General features: G+C 62.0%; 24 protein-coding genes and 3 tRNA genes. 20 read left to right on the plus strand and 7 right to left on the minus strand.

Annotated features, from left to right (window positions below; genetic code table 11):
* Positions 1-453 precede the first annotated feature (453 nt).
* A complete protein-coding gene (locus tag ACWCOO_RS10435) occupies positions 454-1,470 on the minus strand; it encodes a helix-turn-helix domain-containing protein (protein ID WP_446830049.1) in 1,017 nt (338 codons plus the stop codon).
* Positions 1,471-1,899: 429 nt separating this feature from the next.
* On the opposite strand from ACWCOO_RS10435, the gene ACWCOO_RS10440 reads away from it, so the two are divergent.
* Positions 1,900-4,158, plus strand: coding sequence for a TonB-dependent receptor (locus ACWCOO_RS10440; protein WP_446830911.1), 2,259 nt, complete (start codon positions 1,900-1,902; stop codon positions 4,156-4,158).
* Between the two features lie 48 nt (positions 4,159-4,206).
* Here ACWCOO_RS10440 and ACWCOO_RS10445 read toward each other — a convergent pair whose 3' ends face one another.
* Positions 4,207-5,403 carry a CaiB/BaiF CoA transferase family protein gene (locus ACWCOO_RS10445; protein ID WP_446830912.1) on the minus strand — a complete coding sequence of 399 codons (1,197 nt, stop codon included), beginning with the start codon at positions 5,401-5,403 and terminating at the stop codon, positions 4,207-4,209.
* A gap of 120 nt (positions 5,404-5,523) precedes the next feature.
* Here ACWCOO_RS10445 and ACWCOO_RS10450 point away from each other — a divergent pair, with 120 nt between their 5' ends.
* From ACWCOO_RS10450 to ACWCOO_RS10495, 10 genes are all read left to right on the plus strand, one after another.
* Complete coding sequence (locus ACWCOO_RS10450) at positions 5,524-6,720, plus strand: methyltransferase domain-containing protein (protein ID WP_446830913.1); 1,197 nt, start codon at positions 5,524-5,526, stop codon at positions 6,718-6,720.
* Between the two features lies 1 nt (position 6,721).
* A complete protein-coding gene (locus ACWCOO_RS10455; protein WP_446830914.1) occupies positions 6,722-7,030 on the plus strand; it encodes a hypothetical protein in 309 nt (102 codons plus the stop codon).
* Positions 7,027-7,695, plus strand: coding sequence for a hypothetical protein (locus ACWCOO_RS10460; RefSeq protein ID WP_446830915.1), 669 nt, complete (start codon positions 7,027-7,029; stop codon positions 7,693-7,695). Before ACWCOO_RS10455 ends, ACWCOO_RS10460 begins: the two co-directional genes overlap by 4 nt.
* Before the next feature lie 49 nt (positions 7,696-7,744).
* Positions 7,745-8,356 (plus strand): glutathione S-transferase family protein, encoded by a 612-nt coding sequence (locus ACWCOO_RS10465; protein WP_446830916.1) that lies wholly within the window; start codon positions 7,745-7,747, stop codon positions 8,354-8,356.
* 15 nt (positions 8,357-8,371) lie between these two features.
* Positions 8,372-9,172, plus strand: coding sequence for an enoyl-CoA hydratase/isomerase family protein (locus ACWCOO_RS10470; RefSeq protein WP_446830917.1), 801 nt, complete (start codon positions 8,372-8,374; stop codon positions 9,170-9,172).
* Positions 9,173-9,187: 15 nt separating this feature from the next.
* Positions 9,188-10,231 carry a class I SAM-dependent methyltransferase gene (locus ACWCOO_RS10475; protein ID WP_446830918.1) on the plus strand — a complete coding sequence of 348 codons (1,044 nt, stop codon included), beginning with the start codon at positions 9,188-9,190 and terminating at the stop codon, positions 10,229-10,231.
* Positions 10,232-10,262: 31 nt separating this feature from the next.
* Entirely contained in the window at positions 10,263-11,024 is a 762-nt protein-coding gene (locus ACWCOO_RS10480) for an SDR family oxidoreductase (protein WP_446830919.1), read from the plus strand.
* 106 nt (positions 11,025-11,130) lie between these two features.
* Positions 11,131-12,171 carry a zinc-dependent alcohol dehydrogenase family protein gene (locus ACWCOO_RS10485; RefSeq protein WP_446830920.1) on the plus strand — a complete coding sequence of 347 codons (1,041 nt, stop codon included), beginning with the start codon at positions 11,131-11,133 and terminating at the stop codon, positions 12,169-12,171.
* A 21-nt stretch (positions 12,172-12,192) separates the two neighbouring features.
* Positions 12,193-12,960 (plus strand): exodeoxyribonuclease III, encoded by a 768-nt coding sequence (locus ACWCOO_RS10490; RefSeq protein ID WP_446830921.1) that lies wholly within the window; start codon positions 12,193-12,195, stop codon positions 12,958-12,960.
* Positions 12,950-14,248: an AmpG family muropeptide MFS transporter gene (locus tag ACWCOO_RS10495; protein ID WP_446830922.1), complete on the plus strand. Its 1,299-nt coding sequence runs from the start codon at positions 12,950-12,952 to the stop codon at positions 14,246-14,248. The genes ACWCOO_RS10490 and ACWCOO_RS10495 overlap by 11 nt, the downstream gene beginning before the upstream one ends.
* Here ACWCOO_RS10495 and trmB read toward each other — a convergent pair.
* A complete protein-coding gene (trmB, locus tag ACWCOO_RS10500; protein WP_446830923.1) occupies positions 14,242-14,934 on the minus strand; it encodes a tRNA (guanosine(46)-N7)-methyltransferase TrmB in 693 nt (230 codons plus the stop codon). The two genes, ACWCOO_RS10495 and trmB, sit on opposite strands and share 7 nt — an antisense overlap.
* A gap of 60 nt (positions 14,935-14,994) precedes the next feature.
* On the opposite strand from trmB, the gene ACWCOO_RS10505 reads away from it, so the two are divergent.
* The 8 genes from ACWCOO_RS10505 to ACWCOO_RS10540 all read left to right on the plus strand — a co-directional run bounded on the left by ACWCOO_RS10505 (position 14,995) and on the right by ACWCOO_RS10540 (position 20,846).
* Positions 14,995-15,065: transfer RNA gene (locus ACWCOO_RS10505), tRNA-Gly, on the plus strand.
* Between the two features lie 201 nt (positions 15,066-15,266).
* A complete protein-coding gene (locus ACWCOO_RS10510) occupies positions 15,267-15,626 on the plus strand; it encodes a hypothetical protein (RefSeq protein WP_446830924.1) in 360 nt (119 codons plus the stop codon).
* A gap of 28 nt (positions 15,627-15,654) precedes the next feature.
* On the plus strand, positions 15,655-15,867 hold the full coding sequence (locus ACWCOO_RS10515) for a hypothetical protein (protein ID WP_446830925.1): 213 nt from the start codon (positions 15,655-15,657) through the stop codon (positions 15,865-15,867).
* 96 nt (positions 15,868-15,963) lie between these two features.
* On the plus strand, positions 15,964-17,229 hold the full coding sequence (locus ACWCOO_RS10520) for an HlyD family efflux transporter periplasmic adaptor subunit (protein ID WP_446830926.1): 1,266 nt from the start codon (positions 15,964-15,966) through the stop codon (positions 17,227-17,229).
* Complete coding sequence (locus tag ACWCOO_RS10525) at positions 17,204-19,354, plus strand: peptidase domain-containing ABC transporter (protein WP_446830927.1); 2,151 nt, start codon at positions 17,204-17,206, stop codon at positions 19,352-19,354. Before ACWCOO_RS10520 ends, ACWCOO_RS10525 begins: the two co-directional genes overlap by 26 nt.
* The gene (gene mutY / locus ACWCOO_RS10530; RefSeq protein ID WP_446830928.1) at positions 19,320-20,369 is read left to right on the plus strand and encodes an A/G-specific adenine glycosylase; all 1,050 of its coding nucleotides are present in this window, start codon (positions 19,320-19,322) and stop codon (positions 20,367-20,369) included. The genes ACWCOO_RS10525 and mutY overlap by 35 nt, the downstream gene beginning before the upstream one ends.
* 34 nt (positions 20,370-20,403) lie before the next feature.
* Positions 20,404-20,676, plus strand: a complete 273-nt coding sequence (locus ACWCOO_RS10535; RefSeq protein ID WP_446830929.1) for an oxidative damage protection protein — start codon at positions 20,404-20,406, stop codon at positions 20,674-20,676.
* Between the two features lie 94 nt (positions 20,677-20,770).
* Positions 20,771-20,846: transfer RNA gene (locus ACWCOO_RS10540), tRNA-Phe, on the plus strand.
* 190 nt (positions 20,847-21,036) lie between these two features.
* Here ACWCOO_RS10540 and ACWCOO_RS10545 read toward each other — a convergent pair.
* The 4 genes from ACWCOO_RS10545 to ACWCOO_RS10560 all read right to left on the minus strand — a co-directional run bounded on the left by ACWCOO_RS10545 (position 21,037) and on the right by ACWCOO_RS10560 (position 23,910).
* On the minus strand, positions 21,037-21,327 hold the full coding sequence (locus ACWCOO_RS10545) for a FitA-like ribbon-helix-helix domain-containing protein (RefSeq protein ID WP_446830930.1): 291 nt from the start codon (positions 21,325-21,327) through the stop codon (positions 21,037-21,039).
* A gap of 169 nt (positions 21,328-21,496) precedes the next feature.
* Positions 21,497-22,717, minus strand: coding sequence for an ATP-binding protein (locus tag ACWCOO_RS10550; protein WP_446830931.1), 1,221 nt, complete (start codon positions 22,715-22,717; stop codon positions 21,497-21,499).
* Between the two features lie 105 nt (positions 22,718-22,822).
* Positions 22,823-23,341: a DoxX family membrane protein gene (locus ACWCOO_RS10555; RefSeq protein WP_446830932.1), complete on the minus strand. Its 519-nt coding sequence runs from the start codon at positions 23,339-23,341 to the stop codon at positions 22,823-22,825.
* On the minus strand, positions 23,338-23,910 hold the full coding sequence (locus ACWCOO_RS10560; protein WP_446830933.1) for a hypothetical protein: 573 nt from the start codon (positions 23,908-23,910) through the stop codon (positions 23,338-23,340). The genes ACWCOO_RS10555 and ACWCOO_RS10560 overlap by 4 nt, the downstream gene beginning before the upstream one ends.
* Before the next feature lie 86 nt (positions 23,911-23,996).
* On the opposite strand from ACWCOO_RS10560, the gene ACWCOO_RS10565 reads away from it, so the two are divergent.
* Positions 23,997-24,071 (plus strand) — tRNA-Gln (locus tag ACWCOO_RS10565).
* The last annotated feature ends 21 nt before the right edge of the window (positions 24,072-24,092 follow it).

Here is a 24,092-nt window from a genome sequence, read left to right on the forward strand (position 1 = left end):
TCCTCCTCTCGCTTGAATTGTACGTCTATCAGCCCCACTCAAAGGCACACTGTAGCTGCCCGCCCACTTCGGACTGCCAGGACAGCCTGGCTGATCGTAAATGTAGTAGAAGTCAGTGCCGCCAGCACTCGCCTGGATGGAAATCCCCAGAACAAGCATCCCAACTGCCGCCACACAAACGAGCATTCCGCCCTGAAGCCTACGCTTGAACTTGTTCATAATCTTCCCCTTTGTTTGTTAGTTTTCTGCATTCCCGGCATAAGCGCCGGGCCTTGCAGATAACTTCCGGGGAAGATGAACCCCACCTATTTGCCCAACGCATCAGGCCGTCGCCTTCCGCGCATGAACCGGGCTATTCCATTCAGCGGGAAGCCCGGCAAGGGCTTTCCCCGAAAGAATCTGCATGATCGAATATACCACTGAACAAATCACTGTCAAACCGCTTGTACCGGTTCACGACATATGGGACTGAGCGTGTTCGGCTGTCCTGTATTTTCGAAGGTATTGCATTGGTGTGAGCAAGTCCAGGGCGTAGTGAGGTCGGACATGGTTGTAGAAGTGCTGGTATTGTGCCAAGGCGGGTGCGGCGTCCTTGACGGTGAGTTGTCCGCTGTAGAGGTTCCAGAACTCGGTTTTTGAGCTGTCGTTGGCGCGTTCGACGACGCCGTTGAGCTGGGGGCTTTTGGGTGGCAGTACGGCGAGGGGGATTTGGAGCGTCTGGCAGGCGTCTTCGAACTCGGCGCGGAACTCGGCGCCGCCATCGACTTGCAGGGATTGCAGCGGACAGGGCAGTTCGTTTCGGACTGCTTGCAAGAAGCGCCGGGCGTTGTTGGCGGTAGCCCGGGAATACACGCGCACGACCAGTTGTTTGCTGACCGGGCAGACGGCCTTGAACTCTTTGAGCGTATCGCCGTCGCGCGACACACTCATGTGATCGATCTGCACCCACTCGCCGGGCTGAGCGGCCTTCACGCCGGGACGCCAGCGCTGGGCGTGTCCGTTGGCGAAGTTGCGCCTTCGCTTGGCCGTCACCCGCCCGCGGCAGAACGCGCACGGCGTGATCCGGCGCAGGCATACGCCCTTGACGAGGATCCGTCCAATGGTCGATTCCGACAGGAGGATTCCTTCGCGATCCAGCATCACCTTAAGGCGCCGCTTGCCCATGAACGGATAGTGCTTGCGCATCCGCCATACGGCCCATTCCTGGGCCCGCGTCCAGCGCGCGGGATGGGTGCGTCTCGGGCGGCGGCTTTTGGCTGCCAGCCCCTTCACGCCTTGAGAACGGTAGCGCGCCTGCCAGCGGTAATAGGTGGATCGGGACCAGCCGACCGCGCGCAGAGCCGCGGCCTCGCCGCACCCCTCTGCGCGTAACTCCCGATAGGTCTCGATCTTGCGTAAGCGCTCAAATGCATCGCCCGGCGTGGTATCGTCCATGCGCACACGTTTCATCCCCAGGGACTTGATTTGCATGGTTCGGCTCCTTTTTGTTTGTTCGAAAAACAAAGGCTAACCGAACCCGCGCCCCGGCGAGCGCCGGGGCGCACCTCTTTTCCTTGCGTCGCTACGCTCCCTGCGGAAAAGAGCTGCGCCGTTCCCGCCCCATCAGAGCAGAAACCACCCCTCCATCACTTCGGCACCAGTCCCACATGTGTCTGAACCCGGACACCGCTTGCCAGCCCGCTGTCAGCCCGCGCTATTCGCCCAACCGTGGATAGTCTCTGCGCACTCCCTCGCTTTCGCGTGTGGATGGCTCCTATTGCTCGACATGACAAAGTTCAAAAGCTGACAATGCCACATATATAATGCTAGCCCGGTCCGCGGAAGGCTTTGCTCGGGCAAGGCAAGCGGTATTTTGCGCAGATTGCCTGCCTGATTTTGAAACCAAGGGGATATTTCCCGATGAAATCCATTTTCCAATCCGCCTGTGCGCTCTTGGGCGCTGCCCTGATCGCGCCCGCGATGGCGCAGGACGGCAACGAGTTGATCGAGGAAGTAATCGTTACGGCCCAGCGCCGCGCGGAAAGTGTGCAGGACGTACCGATCGCGGTGAGCGCCTACTCGGACATGCAGCTTCGCGAGCTGCAGGTCACGGAGTTACTCGACATGACCCGACTGGTGCCCAATCTGATCGGCAGCAACAACACCGGGCTGGGCTCGGCCAACGTGTATTCGCTGCGGGGATTGAACAACACCGAGTCGATTCCCACCTTTGATCCGCCCGTGGGCAGCTATGTTGACGACATCTTCATCAGCCGCCAGAACGCCAACAATTTCGCGCTGTTCGATATCGACCGCATTGAGGTGCTGCGCGGACCGCAGGGAACCCTGTTCGGCCGCAACACCACCGGCGGCGCTGTGAACGTGATTCTCAAGAAGCCCGCTGAAGAGCTTGGCGGCTACCTGGAACTGGGCTTCGGCCGCTTCAGCCAAGTCCGCTTTCGCGGCAGCGTGGACTTCCCGGTGCAGGACAACCTGCTGCTGAAGCTCTCGGCCTACGCCATGGACGACGACGGCTTCGTCGAAAACCGCACCACCGGCGAAGACGGCATCAACTACGAGAAGAATGCCGGCGTGCGCGCCGCGGTTCGCTGGTTGGGCCAAAGCCTGACCTGGGACGCCGCAGTGGCCTATGTGGACACTGAGCACGCCAACCTGCTGAACCTCCACGATCCGGACGAAGACGAACGCTACACGCTTACCGGGCTGCGCTCCGATCAGCCACCGCCCTGGCCCACCCCCATCCATGGCGCCAAGGCCAGCAGACCGCTGGGCAACTGGGTCAACTCGCTCTCGCTTTATTCCAATATCGAATTGGACACTGCGTTCGGCACGGTCAACATCATTACCGGCCAGCGCTACCTTGATCACGACTTTACGCTGGACTTCCTCAATCTGGGCCGGCCTTACGGCGGCTTCACCATCGCCAACGCCGGAGAGCACGACCAGTTCACGCAGGAAGTGAAGCTGACCGGCGCCACCGAGGGCGGCGCTTTCGACTACGTGGCCGGCGTATTCTTCATCAGCGAGGAAAACACCACCGACTTCGCCGACCTACTGGGTGTGGGCGGCGCCTTCAACGGCTTTCAGCCCCTGCTGCTGGCCGACCGGGTGCTGGAAAACGACACCGATGCGCTGGCTATCTACCTGCAGGCTGACTATCACCTGAACGACCAGCTCACCCTGACCGGTGGCGCCCGCTGGACCGACGAGACCAAGGACTTGGCCTACACGCCGAATCCCACCTGGCCCTGGGGCTTCGGTTCCGCCGACATTGCGGCGCTGGGCTATCCGCTGGAACAGAACGCCAAGATCACTACGCCGCGCATTGCTCTGGAGTACGCCGTCAATAGCGACCTCATGCTTTATGCGTCGGCCACGCGTGGCTTCAAATCGGGCGGCTGGAACGCGCGCGGCACCAACCCGGCCGCCATCGAGGTGTTCGGTCCGGAAAAGGTCTGGTCGTATGAAGGCGGCGTGCGATCCGACTGGATGGGTGGACGACTGCGCTTGAATGCCACCGTGTTCCAGACGGACGTAACCGATTTCCAACTGCCCTCGGCAGTTTACGACCCGGTAACGGGGGCCCCGACTTTCAATACGCGAAACTATGCGTCGCTGGAAAACCAGGGCGTGGAAGTCGAGCTCACGGCAGCATTGCTTGATGGTCTGACGGTGTTCGTGAATTTCGGCACCCAGGACGCCGAGTATGCCGAGCTCAACCCTTCGATCCTCGACCAGCAGGCTCTGTGTCTGGCTGACCTGGCGGCTGGGGTTGCGCCCTCGGCGAGTCCCTTCTGCGCTGCCGGCGTGATCAACGACTTGGGGCAGATCGCGGACCCGGTTCGTTCGCCCGACTACACGGTCACCGCCGGTGCGGCTTACGACATCCCGCTGGCCCCGGGCTGGGAGCTGCGGCCGAGCGCATTCGTCTACAAGATCGGCAAGCACAGCATCGGCTCGAGCGGGGCGCCCACCGCGCTTAGCGACGGCTACTCGGTGCTTACCGCCTCCATTACGCTGAGCAATCTGGATCAGGATTGGTCGATCAGCGCGGAGTGTCAGAACTGCGCCGACCGGGAGCAGGGCACTTCCTTCTTCGTCGGGCTCTACCTGCAGGATCCACGAACCTGGACGGTGAATTTCCGCAAGGACTTCTGACCCAAAGCGAGTCAGGCAAGACGCCGCCGCGTCCCGCGCGGCGGCGTTCTATTCGGGGGTTCGGGTCACCCCGGCCTTCAGCATGTCCTTGACCTGCTTGGACGAATAGCCCGCCTCGCGCAGCAATTCGACACTGTGTTCGCCCAGCATGGGCGGATGGCGGCGAATGCTGGCCGGGCTGGCGGAGAAATTCACCGGAAAAGCCGGCAATTTCAATTTGCCCTCGCTGGGGTGGTCCATTTCGCTCCAGAAGCCAACTGCTTCCAAGTGATCGTCGTGCAACAGGTCGTCGAGCGTATTCACCGCGTTGACCGGCACGCTGGTGCCGGCGAACAACTCCATCCATTCCGCAGTCGTGCGCGTAGCAAGAATGCGTCCCGTCTCGGAATAGGTATCGTCGATGTTGCGCACGCGATCAGAGAGCGTACGAAAGCGCTCGTCATTGATCAGATCCGGGCGCTCGGCAAGCGTGCAGAATTTTTCCCAGTGCCGATCCATGTAAGGCAAGACCGCGATATATCCGTCCAGGGTCTTGTAGGGCTTGCGGTGCTTGCTCATCAGCCGCTTGTAGCCGGCCTCGCCCAGCACCGGATCGAACACCATGCCCCACTGATGCTCGGCCATGACGAACGAGACCAGGGTTTCGAACATGGGCACTTCCACGAATTGTCCTTCGCCCGTGCGCTCGCGGTGAAATAGCGCCGCCAGCACGGCATAGACCACGGTAATGGACGTGGTCTTGTCCGCCACCACCGTAGGCGCGTAGCGAGGTTCTCCCTGCACCATCGCGTGCAGCATGGCGAAACCGCTAATCGACTGTATCGAGTCGTCCAGCGCGCCCCGCTCGCCGTACGGGCCGTCCTTGGAATAGCCGTAGGCGCCACAATAGATGATCCGTGAATTAACCGCCCGCACATCCTCATAATCGAGCTTGAGGCGCGCCATCACGCCCGGGCGATTGTTGTGGATCAATACATCGGCGTCGCGCGCCAGGCGCAGCAGCGCTTCCCGGCCGGCCTCCTGCTTGAGATCCAGCACTATGCCCCGCTTGTTACGGTTGCAGGTCAGATAAAGAGCGGCCATGCCGGGATTGCGGAACGCTCCCAGGCCGCGATTGGAGTCCCCGTATGGCGGCTCCACCTTGACCACATCGGCTCCCATGTCGGCCAGCAACTGGCAAGCCCAGGGGCCGGCCACTACGCTGGTGAGTTCCAGCACCCGGATTCCGTCGAGCGCTCCGGCCATCAGCGAAGACCCTCCTGCGAATGAACACTTTGTTCGGGCACGGCGCGAAATTGTATGCGTTTTGCATTTTCTTCCCGAATCCGCAACAATCGACCGTAACCACAACGGGGGAAGTCAGTCATGATCCAACCGATTACTCACGCGCTTGCCATGCACCGCAATCGGGATGCCAGGGCCAGGGAGAGGTTCGTTTCCGGACTGCGCGGCTACGTTCTAAACGACCTCGCCGCCACCATGCGCAAGGACTTCGAATCCGGCGTTGGCGAAGAGGTGAAGGAGGTTGCTGCAAGCGAACAATTCGACGGCGCCGACGTGCATCGCGCCATGCGCAGCAGGGAAATCTTCAAAGCGTACTCTTCGGCGCGCTGCACGGCACAGCAGATGGTCTGGGACGTGGTGATGGACAGCGTGGAACAGCAGCGCGGCCAACTCAACGCCAAAGGCAAGAGCCTGATGAACAAGGCAAGCGCCGGCGGCACGCTGGAGCTCGACCCTACGCTTGAGATTCCGCGCTACGTGGAGGCAGTCGATGTGCACCTGATGCCAGGCTGCTATTACCGCGAATACGGCGGCGATGACCTGGCCGCCGGCGCAATTTACGACCAGGGGCTGAACGTGTTCGCGTTCGGCGCGATGGGCAGCGAATTGAACGATATCGGCTGGTCGATGGCGAATTTCTACAAGGTGCGCATCAACGATCCGAAACCTCGGCGCATCCTTGATGTGGGCTGCACCATTGGGCACAACACGCTGCCCTGGAAGCAGGTGTTTCCCGACGCGGAAGTGCATGGTGTGGATGTGGCGGCGCCCTGCTTGCGCTATGCGCACGCCCGCGCCGAAGCGATGGGAGTTGAGGCCCACTTCCACCAGCAAAGCGCCGAGAACATCCGCTTCCCGGACAACTCCGTGGATGTGGTGTTCAGTTCGATGTTCCTGCACGAACTACCGAACAAGGCGATCCGCAAGTTCCTTGCCGAGGCGCATCGCGTACTGCGCCCCGGCGGCGTGCTGCTGAACATGGAATTGCCGCCCAACGACCGAATGGCGGCCTACGACCAGTTCTACCTCGACTGGGACAGCTATTACAACAACGAGCCGTTCTACAAGGATTTCCGCGACCAGGACCCGCGCGAACTAACGGTTGCCGCAGGCTTCCCTGCTGACGGATATTTCGAGGGCGTGATGCCGCGCTATACCTACACCGACGAGCAGGAATTCAAGGCCGTGGCCGGTGCTGAACCGGAGTTCGGGGAAGACACGGGAAGACTTTCCGACGTGATCTTCTGGTACGGCTTCGGCTCGGTGAAGCAGGGCTGATATGGACGCGGCGTTGGGGGAACGGCTGAGCCGCCGCATCAAGGGCGGACGCAAGCATTTCTTCCAGGACCCTGCAACCGACGCGCTGCTGGCCAGCCTGCTCAAGTTGATGGCTGAGCACTGGGTCGCGCGGGAACGGCTGATGAGTCTGGAGGCACTGATTCTGCAGAAGGGGCTGGCAAGCCGCGAGGAAATCGAGAATTTCGAGCCGGATGCGGAGCAGGCAGCCGCCTGGGCCGCGGCCAATGCGGAGCTGATCCGCAAGGTTCTGGCGCCCTTCGAGGAAATGGGGGAGGACGAGAACAAATGATGCTGGAACACAAGATATTGGTTTTCTTCCACGTTTCGCTGTGGGTGTTCTGGCTGGGCACCGACCTGGGCGTGTTTCTGGCCGCGAAAATGTCCGAGGATTCTTCACTCAGCACGGAAACCCGAGCCAGCGTTCTGCGCCTGGGTATGGTGCTCGACCGGCTTCCACGCACCTGCAACGCGCTGATCTTCCCCAGCGGCCTGCAACTAATCGCCAACCTGGAGATCATCAGCGTGCCCGCCTGGGTGCTGGCGTTGGTCTGGATTCTCGGCCTGACCTGGGTCCTGATCATGTGGCGCGGCTTTCTCAACCCGGGAACTCCCGCCGAGACGTTGTTCCATAAGACCAATACGCCATTCAGCCTGCTGCTATGCGTGGGCGCGCTGGCATTCGCTGCCGCAACGCAAACGCTGGCCGCGCTGGAGGCTCCGCTGTGGCTTGCCGTCAAGCTGGTGGCGGTTGGGCTGATCGGATTTTCCGTTGTGCCGCTGGACCGCGGCTTCGCGCCTGCGCAGGTCACGTTCGGAACCATCGCGCAATCCGGCTCCACGCCCGAACTTGAGCAAAAGTATCACGTCCAGTTGCAACCGGTTTACGGATGGGTATTGTTTATCTACGCCATGACCGTCGTGGCGGCGTTTTCGGGCACGGTATTCGGCCCCTAGTGAAAAAAAGCAACGAACAGTTGGTAGCTCTAACTCAAGGAGAACATAGATGATTCGCCTATACGGCCCGCTTAATTCGCGGGCGGCACGCTGCCTGTGGATGCTGGAGGAATTGTCCATCCCTTACGAGCACGTGCCACTGGACGACTTGTCGCGGGAAGATCGCAGAAAAGCGATCAGCAAGGTCGCTATAACCGGCAAGGCGCCGGCCCTGGAAGACGGCTCGCTCAAACTGTTCGAGTCAACCGCCATCAACCTCTACCTGGCCGCCAAGTACGATGATCGGGAGCTCTGGCCCGCCACGCAAGCGCAGCGCGCGCACGTGCTGCAATGGGCGTTCTTCGCCATGACGGAACTCGAGCCGCATATCGTTACCCTGTTCATGCAGAAATTCGTGCATACCGGCGACGATCACAACGAGGCGGCCGCGCAGGCGGCGCAGGCCGCGCTTTCCGAGCCTATGGACGTGCTGGAGAAGCAACTCGCCAAGCGCTCCTACCTGCTTGGCGACCAGTTCACAGCGGCCGATTTGATCTGCGTTTCGGTGCTGGACATGCTGCGCATGCTCGGAGTGGACAGCAGCTCATGGGCGAACGTTAGCAAGTGGATTGCAAGCTGCACCGGGCGTTCGGCCTACGCGCGCTCCCGCGGCGCGGCCTAGCAGTTCGCCGCACAGGTGAACGGCGCCAATAGCGGAGAGCACGCACCGGTAGTTACCGCACGGCGAAACGGCGCGGTAGCGACGGTGCTGATGAACCAGCCCGATAGTCTTAACAGCTTCACGCCGGAACTCAGAAAACAGTTGTCCGCCGCACTGGCCCAGGCCTCGGCACACTCCGCGGTGCGGACAATCGTGCTGGGGGGCAGCGGAAGATTCTTCAGCGCCGGCGCAAATCTGAAGAGTGCCGCGGCGGCAAAGGAATCGATACGCGACACGCTCCTCAAGGAGTACAAGCCTGTTTTCGATGCGGTCACGAGGGCCCCGCAACCGGTGATCGCCGCCATTCAGGGCGGGGCGGCGGGAATCGGCATGTCGCTAGCGATAGCCTGCGACCTGGTGGTGATGGAAGAAAACGCCTTCCTGCTTTGTCCCTTCTCCGCTATCGGTCTGGTTCCCGACGGCGGCTCCACGGCGATGCTAACGCGGGCCATGGGCCAGCGCGCAGCATTTGAGTTCGCCATTAGCGGCGAGCGCATGACCGCGAGCCGCGCGGAACAACTAAACCTGGTGAATCGTGTAGTTGGGCCGGGCGAGGCATTGCGCACCGCCGAGAACTGGGCGGCCGAATTGGCGCGCAAGGCGCCGCTGGCCCTGGCCGCCACCAAGAAGCTCATGCGCCAGTCGCCGACGCTGTCATTCGACGACATGTTCATGGCCGAAGTCGAAGCGCAGGAGTCATGCAGCGCTACGGCGGATGCGGCCGAAGGAATCGCGGCGTTTCTCGAAAAGAGAGCGCCACGCTTCACCGGCGCATAAGACCGTATATCCGCCATGGGCAGGGCCAGCCCGAAAAAGCCACGCAAGAAACTCGACGACGGCGAGTGGCTGCAATTCTGGCGCCACGGCAGCGTCACGACCTTCGAGCGGCGCGGCAATCCAAATTACGACGGCGAGATTCGGGAATTCTGGGAACGGCAGTTCGCCGCCCTGCCACCCGGCGCGCGAGTAGTTGATCTCGCCACCGGCAACGGCGCGGTGGCTTTCCTGGCAGCGGAATACTCCGCAGCCAAGGGCGCGGACTTCGTGATTGAGGCGCTGGACAAGGCCGCCATAGCCCCCGAACAGCACTTGAGCGGCGCCGAAGCCGCCCGGCAATGGCTGGACCAGGTGCGATTCCGGGGTGATGCGCCCAACGAGCATACCGGTCTCGAAAGCGACAGCGTGGACCTGGCGACCTCGCAATACGGATTCGAATATGGCGACCCCGCGGCCAGTTCCCGCGAAGTCATGCGCATTCTCAAACCGGGCGGACGCATCGCGCTGATCACCCACCACGCCAACTCGATGGTGGTGCGCGAAGCGCAGGAGGGTCTCGAACAACATCGCCTGTGCCTGGAACGGGAGCGACTGCTCGAAAAGGCCGAACAGGTAGTGGCAGCCATGGCAGGCGCGGGAAGCGATTTCGAAAAGCGCCTGTTGCGCCAGGACAGCAAAGCCGAGCATCTAAGGCGCAGGTTGAACGCCGCGGTGGAGCGTGTGCAACGGCATGCTGCGCGCTACCGTGATCCCGGCAACGGTATCGGGTTTATTCTGCAGGGCTTGAGCAGCGTTTTCGCGCCCGGAATCGAGACTTCGCAGCGGCGCGAAGTCTTGCGCGGTCTACAGGAATCCTGCACCGCGTACCAAAGGCGCATGGAGGACCTGCTTGCCGCCACGCCCAGTGACGGGGAATTCGACCGGCTCCTGAACCACTTGCGTTCGGCGGGCATTGCGATAGAAGGCTGGTTCCCGCTGATCTATCGGGGCGAGGCGCTTATGGGCTGGGCCGTGGCCGGGAACAGACCGTCGCGCGAGGCGGCAGCCGCGATGGAGTAGGATTGCGCGGATTTTTCGAGGAGCGCTTAGCGTGGAAATCAAAGGCAAAACCATCGTCATTACCGGGGCGGCGCGCGGGCTGGGCGCCGCCATGGCCCGGCGTCTGGCCGGCGCGGGGGCGCGGCTGGCCCTTTGCGACCTGAACAAGGCAAGTCTGGACAACACAGCCGGTCAATGCCGGGAAGCCGGCGCCGAAGTGCATTGCTATGGCGCCAACGTGGCGAAGGAAGCGGATGTCGTCGCGTTCATGGACGCGGTGGTTTCCGACTGTGGCGCTCTTGATGCGCTGATCAATAATGCCGGCATTACCCGCGATGGCCTGCTGATGAAATTCAAGAACGGCGAATTGCTAGGCAAGATGTCACTGGACGACTGGCAGGCAGTCATCGATGTGAACCTTACCGGCACCTTCCTCTGCACCCGCGAGGCGGCGGGCCACATGGCGCGCTTGGGTGCGGGGGGCGTGATCATCAACATCTCCAGCCTCTCGCGAGTGGGCAACTTCGGCCAGTCGAACTACTCGGCCACCAAGGCCGGCGTTGCCGCGCTCACCGTGCTTTGGGCGCAGGAACTGGCGCGCCACGGCATTCGCACCGCGGCCATCGCACCCGGTCTGATGAACACCGAAATGGTGGCGGCAATGAAACCCGAGGCGCGCGAACGTCTCGCAGCCATGGTGCCGGCGAAACGCCTGGGCGAACCGGACGAGGTGGCGCAAACCGCGCAATTCATTCTGGAGAACGATTACATTTCGGGCCGAGTCATCGACCTCGACGGAGGCTTGCGCTGGTAGGCCGTGCATCTTGCGCGGCTTTCGAGCACGTTGCGCATAAGCGCGAAACGCCGGCTGTTGCCCGCTTGCGTTCTTCTCTCCTAGAGTGGATTTGCGGACGGAGCTGATGAAGGTCTTTGAAATCGGGGACTACAGCAAGGGCTTCAGCCTGCGCGCAGTCGAACGCCCCGAACCCATCCCTGGCCATGGCGAAGCGGTAATGCGGGTGCGCGCCACCGGCATCAACGCTCGTGACCTCTCCATAATGCGCGGCAGTTTGGGCAAGACCATAATGCCTCACACCCGGATCCCGCTCATGGACAATGCCGGCGACATCATCGCAGTGGGCGCCGGCGTAGAGCATGTCGAAGTTGGTGATCGGGTCACGATGAATCACTACTGGAAGTGGCTCGACGGCGACTGGCATGCCTCAATGGCGGAACAGGACTACTCCGCGACCATCGACGGCTTTCTGGCCGAACAGGTCGCCGTACCGGCGGCGGCGCTGATCGAGCTCCCCGACAGCATGAGTTATGAAGAGGCCAGCACCTTGCAAAGCCCCGGCCTCACTGCCTGGAACGCGGTAGTCGAAGCGGGCGCGGCCAAGGCCAGCGATACCGTGCTCACGCTGGGTTCCGGTGCAGTGTCGGTGTTCGGAATGCAATGGGCAAAGATGCTCGGTGCGCGCTGCATCATTACGTCGTCCAGCGACAGGAAACTGGCACGCCTCAAGGAGCTGGGCGCGGACTTCGGCGTAAATTACCGCACCAACCCGGACTGGCCCACCGAGGTCCTGGCGCTTACCGGAGGCGAGGGGGCTGACATCATTCTCAACAATGTGGGCTTGAGCGAAATGGAGAACTGCATGATGGCCGCGGCTTCCAACGGCCGCATCATGCACATCGGCGCCAACCCGGTAGTCCACAACCGTGAGCCGCAGGAACCGCCGTCTCTTACCAAGCTGCACAACCTCATTCTCAAGAACCTCACCATCCGCGGCATCATCGTCGGCAGCCGGCGCATGTTCGAAGACCTCATTCAGGCCATGACCGCCAACGACATCAAGCCGGTCATCGACCGAGTCTTCGATTGGGACGACATCTTCGGTGCAATCGACTACATGCAAAGCGGCAAGAAGATCGGCAAGCTCGTGATCCGCATCCCCTAGCGCCGCGATGCGTGGAAGCCCATGCGAGTAATCACGCTTAATGCGAACGGGATACGCGCGGCGGCGCGCAAGGGCTTTTTTGAGTGGCTGCGGCGCCAGAAAGCCGACCTCGTGTGCCTGCAGGAACTGAAGGCGCAGGAGGACCAGTTGCAGGGCCGCGAGTTCTGGCCGCGCAACTGGAGCTGCTACTACGAGTGCGCCGAACGCAAGGGCTATTCGGGCGTGGGGCTTTATTCGCGCCGGGAACCCGACGAAGTACTGCGCGGCTTCGGCTCGGCGGAATTCGACGCCGAGGGCCGCTACTTCGAAGCCCGCTTCGGGAACTTGAGCGTTGTTTCCCTGTATCTTCCCTCGGGTTCGTCGTCCGAGGAGCGCCAGCAGGCCAAGTATCGCTTTCTCGACGAGTTCACGCCCTGGCTGGCGGCTGCCCGCGACAGCGGCCGGGAGTACCTGCTGTGCGGCGACTTCAATATTGCGCATCGCGAGATTGATCTCAAGAATTGGCGCGGCAACCGGAAGAACTCGGGTTTCCTGCCCGAGGAGCGGGCCTGGATGGACCTCCTGTTCGGGGAACTCGGCTTCGTCGATTGCTTCCGCCGCATCAATCCCGATCCCGATCAGTACACCTGGTGGTCGAATCGCGGCCAGGCTTGGGCGAAAAACGTGGGCTGGCGGATCGACTACCATGTGGCCACGCCGGGCTTGGCGGAGCGCGCCATGGCTGCCTCCATCTACAAGCGCAAGCGGTTTTCGGACCACGCGCCGCTGCTTCTCGATTATGCGAACTGACCGCTACGGCGGCTTCGGCGCCTTCCTGCACCCGCGGGTTGCGGCGATGTTCTTTCTGGGCTTTTCCGCCGGCCTTCCGTTCCCGCTGGTGTTCAGCACTCTGACGGCCTGGCTGGCGGACGTGGGCGTGAACCGCGGCACGGTGGGAATGCTGGCCTGGGTCGGCTTGGCCTACACCCTGAAGATATTTTGGGCCCCACTCGTGGACACGGTGCGGCTTCCCTTGCTCCACCGTATGCTGGGCCGACGGCGCTCATGGATGCTGCTGGCGCAATTCGGCGTGATTTGCGGCTTGCTGCTATTGGCCGGCACGAATCCAGGCGCCAACATCTATCCGGTGGCGGTTTTCGCGCTGCTGGCCGCTTTCTCCGGGGCTACCCAGGATATCGCGATGGATGCCTGGCGAATCGAAGCGGTGGAAGTGGAGCGGCAGGCGGCGATGGCGGCCAGCTACCAATACGGCTACCGCGTGGCAATGCTGGTCTCCACGGCCGGCGCCTTGTATCTGGCCGAGTTCTACTCGTGGTCGGTGAGCTATCTGACGATGGCGGCCTGCATGGGCGTGGGTGTGGTGACCGTCATCCTGGTGGCGGAGCCGGTTCGGCGCTCCACAAGCCGGGCCTTCGCCGGGTCCGTCGGCTGGCTGCGCGCGACCTACCTGGAGCCGCTGTTGGACATCGTCGGCAGGTACGGGCGTTACGCACTCGCGATCCTGGCCTTCGTTGGCCTATTCCGCGTCAGCGACTACGTGATGGGCAGCATGGCCATGCCTTTTTATCTCGACATGGGTTACACGAAGGTGGAGATCGCCAACATCACGAAGATCTATGGCACGGCCGCAACCCTGGCAGGCACCATGGCCGGCGGTCTACTGGTGGGGCGATTCGGCCTGCGCGCTCCGCTGATCCTGTCCACCATTCTTCTGCCGGTCACCAATCTGGCTTTCGCCAGCGTCGCGGCCTCCGGCGAGTCGAACCTGTGGCTGCTGGGCGCGGTGGTCACGGCCGACAATCTGGCCATGGGCATGTCCGGCACCGCGTTCATCGCCTTTTTGTCGAATCTCACCTCGCGCAACCACACGGCCACGCAATATGCCTTGCTGACCTCGCTCATGGCCCTGCCCGGCAAGCTGATGTCCGGTGGCTCCGGGTTCCTTTCGCTGGAGGTGGGCTGGGTAAACTTCTACGTGCTGGTGTGCCTGGCCGGCCTACCCGCAATTCTGCTGGCAATTTACGTTACGCGACTTAAGTTCTTCGACCGAGTCCCGGAAACAAGCCCGGCTCAGTAAGACGGCCGCAGCCGGTAGGCGGCCTCCCAGATTGCGTGGCCCAGCGCGCTGCCGCGCAGCTCGAACCGTGTGACGTGGCGCGGCGGTAGTTCCGCTAGCCGCTCGAAAACCGTAATGGGCTGCATTATTTCCTCGATGTGTTGGGCGTACGGCGCCCAGTCGGTGGCCACGTGAAACACACCACCCGCTTCCAGCACACGCGCCAGCAGCGCAATGAAGCCCGGCTGCACCAGACGCCGCTTGTGATGGCGCTTGCGCGGCCAGGGATCGGGAAAATAAAGGCACACCATTGCCAACGCCGCCGGAGGCAATTGCGAGCGCAGGACTTCGTGGGCGTCGGCCTGCATGAGGCGCAAATTACGCAGCCCGGAGCGTTCGGCTTCGAGCAGACAACGGCCCAGGCCCGGCAAGTGGACTTCCACGCCCAGAAAATTGAACCGCGGCGCTTCCGCGGCCGCCCGCACCAGCGTAGCTCCGTTACCGAAACCGATCTCCAGTACTGTGGGAGCCTCGCGCCCGAAAATCTCCTTGAGCGACAGCACCGACGCGGATTCTTCCACGCCGTAACGCGGCCACAGTTCGTTAAGCGCGCGCTTCTGCGCTGCGGTAATCCGCCCCGATCTGCGCGCGAAACTGCGGGGCGCCGTACGTTTCCCGGACTGCGAACTCACTTGTCTTGCAACCACACGTATATCCGCCGGCAGCTCTTGGCGGCCCTTGGAAACTAGCATAGACTAGCCATTGACGCGGGCGTAGTTCAAAGGCAGAACCTCAGCTTCCCAAGCTGATGATGTGGGTTCGATTCCCATCGTCCGCTCCGTTCGTGGCCCACAATACACGCCAAATCGGCGCCGTAACCTGAAATGCATGGTTATTCGCGCAGAATCGGGCCTGCTGCGCATTTCTCGTAATTCGCGCGCGATTTCCGGCTTTCGCTGCGCGCTTTCGATCCTTACTCTGATATTCCCGGCGGCGCATGGTTGCGCCGCCTCATACACTCACCACAAGGAGGTATTCAATGAGAGTGCTGATCGAACAGGAATGCGCAGCGGTGGCCGGTGGCCACGAGTCGGAGTGCGAACAGGTAGTTACCACCATACTTATCGTGGGCGGAGCTATTGGCGGGGGAATGGTTTCAGGTGGTCCGGGAGCGCTCACGGGCGCAACCATCGGAGGGCTGGCGGCTCAGGCGCTTGCACACCCCATCTGCAAGGCGATCGAGAAGGAAGGGGAAGAAACAGAGGAAGTGGGGCGCGAACTTCAGAACTGGTTCGACAACAAGTACGTGAGTTGGTTCCAAACCAGGGGTTCAAATGGCCCAAATCAGCCAAAAATATACGCCCCGCACGAGCTGGTGCCGGACGGCGCAACCTACTGACTGAACGCATAACGGCAAGGAGGCAGACATGCGACAACTGAATGCACAGCAGCAGGAAATGGTGGCGGGCGGAGGGGCCCCGGAGTTTCGCAGCATCATCCGCCACGACATTCCCCGCTTCGACGAGCCCCATGAAGGCTTGCGCATTGAACTTCGGCAGTCCGGCGACTCGCCGGAGATCGAGGTGCGCATACCCCTAAGGTGGTTGCCGCCCTGGGCCTGTCCAGACGACGTGCGCTGACAAACCTGGTCGCCGTCAACAAGTGAGGCCGGTCCGGTGGGCCAACCCGGAAACTATGGTTCCCGCGAAACTGCGAGTCTGTTTCGCAAAGCAAGCGTGACCAGACAGCGGCAACGCTTTCTGGGTGACGTGCTGCTCGCCGGGCCGGCCTCCACTCCCTACGTGGTGGTGGCGGCCGGCTTCATTCTGGCGACCCTGCTTGCATTGACCCTGCTTGTTCAGGTGCCTGCCAAACTGCATGCGCCGGGCGTACTGCTGCCGGTTGGCGGTCTGACACGGGTAATGGCGCAGGAAGCCGGCGTAATCGGAGAGGTGCTGGCCGCATCCGGCGACACGGTCGTGGAGGGACAGCCGCTGATGACGCTGCTGGTGGACCGCAGGCTTACTGACGGCGCCGGCAGCTACGCAACGCGCGCGGATTCGGTTGCGCGGCAACGTGGCTTGCTCGACCGGATACGCGGCGAGGAGCGCAAGACTCATGATTCGAGACTGGAGGCACTGCGCGTACGCCGCAACGCGCTGCGCGACCGGCTGCAAGCGCTGAACGAGCGCTTGCTTAACGTGAAACGGCAAGCAGAGTTGGCCGAATCGGAATATCAGCGGCTTGATTCCCTCGCGCCTGCGAGATTTGCGACAACACGCGAAGTCGAGGCGGCGGAGCTCCGACTGCTGCAGGCGCGAAGCGTGGAGCAGCAACTCAAGGCCGAATTGAATCACGCGCGACTCGAAGCAGTGCAAGTTGAGCATGAACTCGAAACCGAGCGCCATGCCTTCCTGGCGCGGGACTTGAGCCTCGCCTCGGACTCCGAACGCCTCAACGATCGCCAGGTGGAACTGCGCAGCCTAGCGCGCCGAACAATAGTTGCACCGCGCAGCGGGCGATTGGCTGACGTACTGGTCAGCAGCGGCAAAACCATATCGGCAGGGGCAACTGTCGCAAACATGCATCGCTCCGGCAGCGCAATGGAAGCGCGGCTCTACTTGTCGTCGCTGGTGGCGGGCCGGGCTCAGCCAGGCCAGGAAACCTTGCTCAAGGTTCCAACTTTCCCTTCACGCCAGTTCGGTGTTCTTCGCGGACGGATTCTGGAACTTACGAGCGCACCCATGGATCCCCGCTCGGTCAGCTTGGTGCCGAGCCTTGCGGCGCCGGTCTATGAGGCGCGCATTCAGCTTCATAGCCAACACATGAGCGCCATGGGAAAGCAATGGCAACTGCGACCCGGCTTGAGCGTCGAGGGAACGATTATTGAATCGCGCCGGACGCTCATCAGTTGGCTGCTTGAGCCACTAATCCGGGGCGTTGGCGCACCCAAGAACGCTACTTCAGGTGGCGAGCGTGCGAACCTGGAAGCAAGCCTTTGACGGCGCCATTGGCCGCCGCCGGCGGCTACGGCATGTAGGCCAGCATCAGCAGTCCGAATGCGGTCTCGCCTGCCTGGCGATGATTGCGGATTTCCATGGCTTGCGAATGGATCTCGCGAGCCTGCGCTCGAAAACCGGGGAGGCGGGCCGCGGGCATACCCTGCGCGCCTTGATGGAGGCGGCCGCGCGGCTTGGCCTGCGCGGCCGGCCTTTGCGGCTGGAGCTCAGCGAGCTGAACAAGCTGAAGCTGCCGTGCATCCTGCACTGGGACCTGGATCATTTCGTTGTTCTGGGAGAAGTGCGCAAAGGTCATGCTCTTGTCCTGGACCCCGCTCGGGAGCGCCGCTGGTGGCGTCTGGAACAACTCGATTCGCGCTTCACGGGAGTAGCGCTGGAACTCAGCCCCAGCGCTGACTTCACGGCGGCCGATCTGCGCAGCAGCCTGCCGCTGAAGCCCATCGCGCGGTCCTTCGATCGCCTCGCGCAGACGCTTGCCAGCCTCACAGTGATCGCGCTGGCACTGCAGGCCTTGAGCCTCGCGCCGCCGGTGCTGTCGCAGATTCTGATTGATGAAGTTACCGCTTCGCGCGACGCCAATCTGTTGCAGTCCATGCTGCTGGCGATGGGCCTTCTCGCATCTGTAGTCATTCCTTTGCAACTGCTCCAGGCCTGGATCGGGATTTGGCTCTCCACCTCGATTTCCGTCCAGACCTCCAGAAATCTGACGACGCGCCTGTTCAGCCTTCCGACGCGGTTCTTCCGGCAGCGGCATGTAGGCGATGTAGTTTCCCGGATGGAGTCGTTGACGCCGATCGTGAATTTCGTAACCGGGTCCGTCGTGAGCGGCATTATCAACCTGCTGCAGGTTGTGCTGACCGGAGTGGTGATGCTGATATACAGCCCCGTGCTCATGTTGATCAGCATGGCTGGTCTGGCGTTGCGCACCGGGCTGGTGTGGAGCGTATTGCCCGCCCAGCGGCGTTTGGCGCGCGACGGACTGGTGGCGGGCGCCAAACAGAGTTCGGCCCTGCTGGAGTCGCTGCGTGGCAGTGAAACGGTAAAGGCCATGGGGGGTGAAACCGAGCGGGTTGCCGTCTGGCAGACGCACCTTGTGGAAAAGCTGAACTTTGGCGTACGCAGCGCGCGTATCGGCATGCACTCCAGCGCCGGCCTTTCAGCGCTTGGCGAAGCGGAACAGATCGCGTTCCTGGGCATAGGCATGCTGGCCCTGTTCGATGGCCGGCTCACGCTTGGCGCGCTGTTCGCATTCATAACGCTGCGCGCGCGCTTCAGCAGCGCGCTCTCAGCTCTGATCGGGCTGTTTCAGCAAGCCTACATGCTGCGGCTTCATGCCGAGCGCTTGGGCGATATCGTGACACATGAGCCCGAAGCCGACGATGGGCAGCCCGTGCGCCGCTTTATGGGCGCGTTCGAAGCGCAAGCGCTGGGATTCTCTTACGGCGTTAACGAAGGATTTGCGCTGCGCGACTTCTCATGCTGCATCAAGCCGGGCCAGTTGGTGGTCCTGACTGGTGCGTCCGGCTGCGGAAAGAGTACCTTTCTGAAACTCCTGGCTAGCCTTGAGACGCCGACGGAAGGGCGGCTGCTGGCGGATGGTCTGGAGGTGAACAAGCTTCAGCGCCACGACTATCGCAGACAGTTGGGCATGGTGCTTCAGGGCGACGTACTGTTTCGCGGCAGCATTGCGGAAAACATCAGTTTTTTCGATCCGGCGCCGAACATCGAACTCATCCATGAAGTTGCGCGCCTGGCGGCCGTGAATCACGACATCCGGCAATTTCCGATGGGGATGGCGAGCCCGATAGGCGACATGGGCTCGACCCTCTCGGGCGGTCAGGCGCAACGCATCCTGCTGGCCAGAGCGCTTTACCGGCAGCCTCGGGCGCTGCTGCTCGACGAAGCCACCAGCCACCTTGATCCCGCGGGCGAAGAGCGCGTGGTGGAAATGCTGAAGAGCCTCGACATCACCATTGTTTGCGCGGCCCATCGACCGGCCATCCTGCGCTACGCCGACCAGGTGCTGGAATTGCCACCGTCTACCGGCGGCCAAGCGGCCTACAATGCGGCCCATGATCGCTCCCCGACTGCTGGCCTGGTGGGATAAGCACGGGCGCAAGGATCTCCCCTGGCAGCAGCGCCGAAATCCTTACCGCGTGTGGGTTTCGGAGATCATGCTGCAGCAAACCCAAGTGGCGACGGTCAAGCCCTACTACCGGCGCTTCATGCAAGCCTTCCCGGACATCCCGACGCTGGCGAAAGCCGACGCGAACGAGGTGCTGGCGATCTGGGCCGGACTCGGCTATTACTCGCGCGCACACAATCTGATGAAAGCCGCAAAGATTGCCGTCGAGCAGCACAATGGGGAGTTGCCGGAGGATTATCAGGCGCTGGTGGCGCTCCCCGGAATCGGACGCTCCACCGCCGGGGCGATCCTTGCGCTTGCCCACGGACAAAGGCGAGCAATCCTCGATGCGAACGCGCGCCGCGTGCTGGCTCGCTTCTACGGAGTGGAAGGCTGGCCTGGCAAGTCCGCAGTCAACAGAGCTCTCTGGGAGCTGGCTGAATCCAACACCCCGGAGGACCGAGTGCAGGACTACACGCAGGCCATCATGGACCTCGGCGCGACCGTTTGCCGGAGGCGCAAGCCGCGTTGCGAAGCCTGTCCACTGAACAAAGACTGCCAAGCCCGCACCCTGGGCAAGACATCCGAAATACCAGCCGCGCGCCGGTCGAGGCGCCGTCCGCTGAAGAAATGCTCAATGGCCATGGTGCGAAACGCGGACGGAGCGGTGCTGCTTGAGCGGCGGCCACCCACCGGAATATGGGCCGGTCTTTGGAGTCTGCCCACCTTGAATGAAGAAGAAGACGCGCACGCTTGGTGTGAGAGAGTGCTCGGCGGCTCCGCGGAATTGCTCGGCGAACTACCCTCCATACGGCATGGCTTCAGCCACTTCGAATTGGAGATCGTCCCTGTTTGCCTGAGATTGAAAGAGCCAACCGCCGAGGTTCGCGAAAGCGGCGCATGGCTTTGGCACGACGGAAACGGACCCGTGGGAATGCCGGCGCCGATTCGCAGGCTGCTGGAAACCCTTGGCGGCGACGAAGAACCCGCGCATTGACCGCCTGCCACCCGTTCTGCACAATCCCTGCAACATGACCCGAACAGTGCAATGCGTAATGCTGGGAACGGAAGCCGAAGGCTTGCCACGCCAACCGTACCCAGGCGAACTGGGCAAGCGCATTTTCGAGAACGTGTCCAGTCAGGCCTGGCGGCAGTGGCTCTCACACCAGACCATGCTGATCAACGAATACCGCCTCACGCCCATCGAGCCGGCGGCGCGCAAATTCCTCGAAGAGCAGATGGAAGCCTTCTTCTTCGGCGAGGGCTCCCGCAAGCCCGAGGGTTATCAGCCTCCCGCCGAATGAAAACCGGCGGCGCGCGCTTGCCACGCCGGTAGCGCAGGCACGGCTATAATTCTCCCGCTCTGAAGTGCCCCGTTCGCAGGGACACGACATACACGGCCAGGTAGCTCAGTTGGTAGAGCAGCGGACTGAAAATCCGCGTGTCGGCAGTTCAATTCTGCCCCTGGCCACCACCAATACTGCCGACAGGGGTTTGTCCAGCCTTACTTTTCGCCAAACCGCGTTGGCTACTTCGGAAACCAGCAACCGCGGAGCGTGAAGCTCCTCACCATTGGCGAGCAGGTCGCGTGCTTCAGCGGAGTCTTCCTTCAGAACAAGCCATATGACCGCTACACTCGCATCGACTACCAGGGCCACGGTAGATCAGTGGCCGTGATGGCGATCTGCACGAATCAGCAACTCGGCGGGGGTCTGGGTGCGCCCTTCGGATGCACTGCGCAGTTCGTTCGTTCGGGCCAGAAATGCCGTTCTCTTGGCAGACAGATCGTCCTTCACCGCATGCACGAGAATGTGACGTACTTCGCCTTCCAGCGACCGGTTATTTCGGGCCGCACGGAGCTTGAGGTCGCGTACCACATCGTCCTCAAGTAGCCTGATGTTGATCGTTGTCATGGTGGGCGCCCTGCGAACACAGCCTTTCCGATAGACTTTCACGAGTGCATTCGAAACGCAACCCGAGAGTGTAGAGAGTGCAGAGAGCACATTAGTTGTCCGGTCCTAAAGCACTTGAAGTGTCCGGTCGTGTTTTCGAGGATATCTTGCTTTTCGGGAGTTCGAGGTGGGGACAGTCCGGGACCGCCTCGCCTATACCAAGGCATGGGATTCATGCCCATAAGGAGGACACCGGCGCTGCCGCTAGCTTATCGCTGAACGGCACAAGTTCCATGCTGTCGTAAAGCACCACGCCGAAAGCGAAGCGTTTCCCGCAGGCCTCGGCCAGTGCTCGCAAGCCAGTGAAATCGCCGGACTTGACCGTAGCGCTCGCCTTGACCTCGACGCCAGCGATCATTCCGTCATCGCGTTCCAGTACGATGTCAACCTCTCGCATGCCCCGGTCCCGGAAGTGATACGGCGTGAGCCGCAGGTCAGAAGCCGTCATCAGCTTTAGCACTTCCGAGAACACGAAGCTCTCCAAGAGCGCGCCGAAACTCCCGCGATCTGCCTTGACCCTGTCGAAGGTCAGGCCGCGCGCGCTCGCCAGCAGACAGGAATCAAGGAAGTGCAGCTTCGGTGTCTTGACGATGCGCTTGAGCGCATTGGTGAACCAGGGCTGCAGTGTTGCGATCAGAAAGACTTGTTCGAGCAGTCCGACATAGCGCTGCCCGGTTTTGTGACTGACACTGATGCCGGCACCGAACTGCGAATAGTTGGCCAACTGACCGGAGTGCTCGGCCAGCAACCGCACGAATCTCGGAAGCTGGGTCAGCTTCTCGACATCGGCGACATCCCTGAGGTCGCGCGTAAGAATCGAGGTGAGGTAGGACCCTGCCCAGTCCTGCCTGCGCCGCTCTCTCGCGCGGGCGATTGCTTCGGGAAAGCCGCCGAGCAGGACGGCGCTGACAAGTTCGTCGCCAACGATCGCGTTGCGCTGGTTCTGCAGCTTCCCCTCGAACAGGCGCTCCAGGAAGGTCGGTGTCCGACCTTCGATCTCAGCCCTCGCCAACGGCAGCATCCGGAGCGTTTCCATTCGACCGGCCAAGCTGTCGGCGACCCGCGGCAGGGTCAGCACATTCGCTGAGCCCGTGAGTAGAAAACGGCCCGGGCGATAGTCCTCGTCGATCGTTTTCTTGATCGCCAGGAGCAGTTCGGGGACGCGCTGTATCTCGTCGATGGTAGCTCGGTCCAGGCCCCTTATGAAACCTGCCGGATCGGACTGAGCGGCTTGCAGCACGGTCTGATCGTCTAGCGTGATATAGGAGCGGCCTGCTTCGCCCATTTTCTTGACGAGCGTGGTCTTGCCGGCCCGGCGGGGTCCGACAATGAGGACCACGGGCGTATCCGTGAGGGCTTCTTCCGCCCGGCGCTCTACAAATCGTTTGAACATCCTGCCCCCCATGTCCCCGACAATTGGAACTATCCATGTCGGCTGATTGGAAGTCAACGGGTCGCTAATTGGAAGTCTGGAGATCGCGATCTGGAAGTGGCGGGGCTACCGGAACCAGCGGGTGTTGGGGTAGCGTTTGGCCAGCGGGCGGTCGATGCCGAGCCACAAGCCGGACGGCCACCACAGAAAAGCGGCGGTTAGCATGAAGAACGGGATGAGCGAGGCGTCGTAATAGCCGCCCACGGCGAAGCCGCACAGGATGAACAGACTCGTGCCCGCGGCCAGGCGGGTGGTGAAGCCGAGCAGCAGTCCCACCGCCGAATAGATCTCGCCCACGGTGATTACCCAGGCCACCAGCACGTAGAGCGGCAGCGCAAATTCCTGTAGAAACAGCGACGCGAAGGCGTCGGGGGGCATTTCGGTTAGGCGGTCGAGAAAGATTTCCTTGAGGATGTCGCTGGTGAGCCAATCGTTGACGATCTTGTTGATGCCGGCCACCAGCCAGAAGAGCGCGAACAGCGTTCTGAACAGCAGGTGCAGTTGAATGCCGGCGAACCGCAGCGGATGGGCCTTGATCCAAGACCGCTTCCAGACCTGGCGGAATTCCCGAATCGCGTGGCTCACTGTTCTTCGCCCGGCGCGTTCGTCTCAATGCTTGCAAGCGCGTCCCATAGGGGCAGCCGCGTGCAATAGCCCAGCGCATCGCCCGTTTCGGCGCGCAGCCAAGCCCGATTGATCCTGTCGATGCGCTGCTCCCCGAACTCGAGCACGCCCGGCTCCAATACCAGCCGGCCCTCCACCACCACCTTGTCCCGCCAGTTGCCTTCAGTCACGGAATAAACATGCACCGGCCGCGTGTGCCCGCGCGCAGCCAGCTCGACCGCCGTGAAATTGGAAATGAACCATTCCCAGATCGTGGATATCTGCGACCAGAAGGTGCGTGTTTGCAGGTGGTAGAGCGTGAAATCGCCCTCGGCGGGGACTGCCTGCTCCTCAGGCGGCGCATTGCCGGACTGGCACAGCACCACCACCTCGCACATGGTGCATACCTCGCCGAAGCGACCGACAAGGAAGTAATCGCGATAGGCGTCCACATTGACCTGCGCACCGGCCGGAGCAGCCATGAGCAGGGCGCACAACAGCATCGCCGGGCGCCGCGCCCTCGCATATGGAAACGCTCTTTTTCGCATCACCGTCCGACCCCTCGCCGTGCCCATTATGGCAGTACGCGCATTGACAGGCGGCGGCGGCCGGCAAGACAATAAACTTCTTGGCGCATTGGGGCGTAGCCAAGCGGTAAGGCAACGGGTTTTGATCCCGTGATACGCAGGTTCGAATCCTGCCGCCCCAGCCAACCCGGGATCAGTGAGCACAA

Origin of the sequence: Candidatus Foliamicus sp., from assembly GCF_965221325.1 — a bacterium.
Classification (GTDB): domain Bacteria; phylum Pseudomonadota; class Gammaproteobacteria; order Steroidobacterales; family Foliamicaceae; genus Foliamicus.